We start from the raw sequence: 4,687 nt of genomic DNA, 5'->3' as shown, positions 1-4,687 counted from the left end.
GGTGAAGTTATGACTTCATTTTCCTTTCAGCAATATTCTCTCATCTCAGATTGCTATCGCATCAATATGAATATTTATTGCGCTGTTCAAATCTTGCACTGCGATGTCAGGCACGCTCTTTCTCTTTCCAGATCGTGGCTGTGGGCAATGATCGTTTTCAGCTTTTTCCCGATCAGCGTCTCTTCACAACCTCCAAAAGCAGAAATTGATGCAGCCATCCAACGCGGCGTTGCCTACCTTAAAAAAAGAGAAAATTATGGCCGCTCAGGCATAAATGCGTTTGTCGCTTACACCTTGATTAAAACAGGTGAATCACCAGAAACTCCGTACATTCAGAATTGTCTGAAAAACATCCTGCTGGATCATGAGCAAAAAGACAGCAAAGGAGAAGTAGGCTACGCACCGGGCTCGGACTACAACTATTGTGCTGGCGTGCAATTGATGGTCCTTGAAGCGGTCAGCCCGGAAAAATACCAGACAGAAATCCGTACGACAACCAACTTTCTCATCAGCACCCAACTTGCAGGCGGTGGTTGGTTTTATCCTCAGGAAACTCCGAGTAACGGTGACACCAGTATTTCCCAATATGCCGTCCTGGGATTATGGGCGGCAGAACGTGCCGGGGTGATTGTTCCCACAGCAGTCTGGGATAAAGCGGCTCGCTGGCATTTAACAACCCAGCTTCCCGATGGCGGCTTTTGTTATCACCCCAATGATCCCTCAGCCAGTACACCGAAACATACCATGTCCGTCGCGGGCACAGGCAGCATGTATATCATTTCGATGCAACTCTATCCTGATGGGGAATTGCGCAGCGGTCCGGTAAAAAAGTTAGACAAGGCCTCGAAAAAACGCTTTGGCTTCCTGGAAAAAGTGGAACTGACAGATAAGGAAAAAAATGAAGACGATCAAAACCTCTACACCAAACCGACTGTCAGCTACGATGCCCTGCAAGGCGGAAAAGCGAAAGGCCTGAACTGGATCGTGAAAAACTATAACGTCCGTAATCCGGTTGGATGGCCCAACTATTATTTATATGGAATTGAAAGAATCGCAGCGATCGCCGATACCCAAATGCTGGGACCACACGACTGGTATGCAGACGGGGCCCGCCAGTTGCTGACGACCCAACAGGCGGATGGAAGCTGGAAAGGCGTCGGAAACACGGATGCATCCACCTGTCTGGCGATTATTTTTCTCTCAAAAGCGACTGGTAAAACACTGGGGCGCAGGTACAAGCCGGAACCGGTCGGTTCCGGGCTGCTGGCAGGAGGCAGAGGTCTTCCCAAAAATCTGGCAGAAGTCCAGATGAGAAATGGAAAAATCGAAAGCAAAAAACTCTCCGGCGATCTGAGCGAGTTATTGGCACAACTGGAAGACCCGGCAACCGCCGATCTGGAAGCAACCCAGGAAACTCTGGTGGAAACGATCACTCTGGGAGACCGCGAACAACTCATTCAACAGAAGGACCGCGTCTTAAAACTCATCGAAGCCAGAAGTCCGGATGTACGTCGAACCGCGATCTGGGCTCTCTCACGCACCAATGATTTTCGGGTAGCCCCCTACCTGATTCGCGCTTTGAAAGACCCTGATCTGGGTGTCCGCATCGAAGCCCGAAACGGTTTATGTACGCTCAGCAGAAAAATTCGTGGTCTGGGAATGCCGGAAGACCCTCTGGCGGATGTCGGCGAAAACGTAGATGAACAGGCACGGATCAAACTTGTGGATCAGTGGTCCGAAGAGGCAACAAAACGCTGGCAAAAATGGTACAACAGTGTGAAACCGTTCGATGAAAAATTTGATCTTTATGAAGTGTTGAATCAATTTCCCAAATCGAAGGTGAAATAATTCAGAATGAGAGTAACAGGATAGTCATTTACGATGGCCCAGGTTAAATCACAAAATGATCATCGGAAATCACCGGTCATGCGTGTCACGCAGTATGATCAGGTCAGTTCATCGTTGATCGCAATCGTGCTGGCATTAATCATCGCCGTCTTATGGCTGTCGATTGTCTGGATTACAAACCGGCTACCTCAAACGGAAAATGAGGTCGCCCTGGAAATGATTGATCTGGCCGGTGGTGCGGAAGATGGTTCACCTGACGAATCGTTACTGGTGGAATCGCCGGAAGATCCGATCGATGATCCTTCCCAGGTGGACACCCCCGACGAAGAAAACCAGGTCGAGGAAATGCTCGATAGTGTCGTAGAACTCTCAGACAAAGCAACTCAGCAGGTCCAGCAGCAAATGCAGACCGACCTCGCAAACTCGGGTAAAGTCGGCAGCGCCGCCGGTACCGGTAAACGGGCTTTGGGATTCGGTCCCGGCAAAAAAGGACTTCCCCGTGAACAACGCTGGTTTATCAAGTTTTCAGATCGAGGCTCACTCATCGATTACGCGAAGCAACTGGATTATTTCAAAATCGAACTGGGAGCCTTACTGAAAAGTGGCAAGATGATTTATCTGTCTGACGTCTCTTCTGACAAACCAGTCACCAGAACGGAATCGTCAGGTGCAGAGGAAAAACGGCTCTACATGACCTGGCAAGGAGGTGAACGCAAAACCAGCGACCTCAGTCTGTTTAAAAAAGCCGGCCATAACGTCACAGGGGCGATTCTGTTCCACTTTTACCCGAAAGAAACGGAAAACAAGCTGCTCACGATAGAAAAGCAATATAGAAACAAGAATTTTGACGAGATCCGCCGTACGTATTTTACAGTGCGGGGTGATCGGGCTGGATATAATTTCGAAGTGACCCGTCAGACTTATTTTCAATAAGGACACTAAAGCAGGCACCTATGAACTACTCACTTGCGCCCATATTAAATGTTGCCGGCATCGCCATTTACGTCGCCCTGGGATTAACCGCCATGTACGGCGTTTTTTGTGTGATTCTGCTGGTCAGACAAATTTCCCAAAAACGATTTCTCACACAAAACGCGGCGAATGAATTCCTGGACCAGATCCACGAAGATATTGAAAAGAAGGATTATGAATCCGTTATTAATCTCTGTGATTCCCCTCCTTACTGGAGCAAAGCGGTTCCGCAATTGATTCTGGTCGCGATGGCGAATATGGAACGCCCCGCTAAAAAACTCAGGCAAATGCTCGCAGAAAAGTTCGAGCGGGATATTCTGGCCGAACTGGAATACCGAATGTCCTGGATCAGCACGATTGTCAAAAGCGCGCCCATGCTCGGACTTTTGGGAACCGTTATCGGTATGATCAATGCCTTTGATAAGATCGGAAATATGCAGGAATCCGGGGGCGACCCCAGCCAATTGGCGGGCGAAATCAGCTTTGCACTCTTCACCACAGCCGCGGGTCTGGCTGTGGCGATCCCGCTGGTCATGGCGGGCGCTTTAATTCATGTTCGCATTGGCAAGTTACAGGACTCCGTTCAGGAACATACAGGCGAGTTTCTGGAAATTCTTGAAACATCACGCAAGTCATGATTCCTTAGGACAAATCGAACATGGCTCAGAAAAAAACATTATTCAATTCCGATGGGGATGGCTGGAAGAAACGACCTGCGTCAGGCGGGGGCGCAGACGATCTGGATATCACTCCCATGATTGATGTGACATTTCTGTTGCTCATTTTCTTCATGGTCACTTCAACCATGCAGGCGACAACAGATTCCGATGTTCCGGTGGCGCGACATGGTGTCGGCGTCGATACACGGGGCGCAACCATTGTGCTGGTGCACAATGATGGCAACGGTCTGAATGGACAGAGTGTCGTAGAATTGAAAGAGTCGGGTGGTGCGACGGAAGTCACACTGGCTGAATTGACCGCTCGAGTCCGGGAGCGGGTTCAAAATGGTGTCATGGATGTCATTATCAAAGCAGACCGCGGTGTGCCACACGGATTTGTCCAGGAGGTGACACGGGCTGTCACTGAAGTGGATGGAGTGAAATTTTATATCGGTATTGAAGAGAAAAAAAATAATTGAGCTTTGATCGTCATCAAAACTCGCGTCCGGGTTAGACAGCTTTATTCAGAAAACGAAATACTGATTCAGCAATGCCTATCAAGTTTTATTGTCGGAAATGTGGTCAGCGATTAAGTGTCGCCAGTAAGAAAGCGGGGAAATCCGTTTCCTGCCCGGCGTGCCACAGTCGCATTTCGATCCCTTTAGAAAGTGAAGACCGCCGCCCAGAAATCATAGAAAAAGCACCGATAACAGCCCCTCAAGTTCAGAAACATCCTGAAACTGTCACTGCCATTGAACAGGAAGAAAATCAACTGCTGGATGACCTCGACGATTTAGGTCCACTGGGAGAAAGCTGGGACGAACTTCTGGACGAAGACTGGGATCGGGCGTCTGCAACCGAGGAAGCAGTTCAGCCCTCAGCGAACATACCGGTCCAAGACGAGAAAATCACACCTGAGAAACAGGAACCCCTACGAGAGAAGGAACCTCCTCCAGAGAAATCCGTCGCTCAGCCTCCAGTACAAAGTCTGCCTTCTGAACCAGTAGCTGCGGCTGTTGAAACTGAGATAAAAACACCAGCGAATCAAGCGGCGGCGGCTTCATCCACAGTCGCAGTTGTTGAAGAAGACGACGAAGACGATGATGACGACGACGGATTTTCGATTCGCTCTGCGGAGTCGGAATTTGAAGAAATGGATCTGACACCGATGGTGGATGTGACATTTTTGCTGCTGATCTTTTTCATGG

The 4,687-nt window shown here is 49.2% G+C and carries 4 protein-coding genes and 1 pseudogene; all 5 read left to right on the top strand.

Translation table 11 applies throughout. From position 1 onward, the window contains the following. The first annotated feature begins 147 nt into the window (after positions 1-147). Entirely contained in the window at positions 148-1,848 is a 1,701-nt protein-coding gene (locus Q0294_RS14700; RefSeq protein WP_299466913.1) for a prenyltransferase/squalene oxidase repeat-containing protein, read from the top strand. Between the two features lie 33 nt (positions 1,849-1,881). Next, complete coding sequence (locus Q0294_RS14695) at positions 1,882-2,781, top strand: hypothetical protein (protein WP_299466911.1); 900 nt, start codon at positions 1,882-1,884, stop codon at positions 2,779-2,781. A 20-nt stretch (positions 2,782-2,801) separates the two neighbouring features. Next, a complete protein-coding gene (locus tag Q0294_RS14690; protein ID WP_299466908.1) occupies positions 2,802-3,458 on the top strand; it encodes a MotA/TolQ/ExbB proton channel family protein in 657 nt (218 codons plus the stop codon). A gap of 20 nt (positions 3,459-3,478) precedes the next feature. Continuing rightward, complete coding sequence (locus Q0294_RS14685; RefSeq protein WP_299466905.1) at positions 3,479-3,958, top strand: biopolymer transporter ExbD; 480 nt, start codon at positions 3,479-3,481, stop codon at positions 3,956-3,958. Between the two features lie 71 nt (positions 3,959-4,029). Beyond that, positions 4,030-4,687 (top strand): annotated as a pseudogene (locus Q0294_RS14680) (hypothetical protein); the annotation flags it as partial.

It is taken from the genome of uncultured Gimesia sp., from assembly GCF_937919775.1.
Lineage (GTDB): Bacteria > Planctomycetota > Planctomycetia > Planctomycetales > Planctomycetaceae > Gimesia.
The sequence above is the reverse complement of the archived record's forward strand: the minus strand, read 5'-3'. Positions and strand labels throughout refer to the sequence as shown.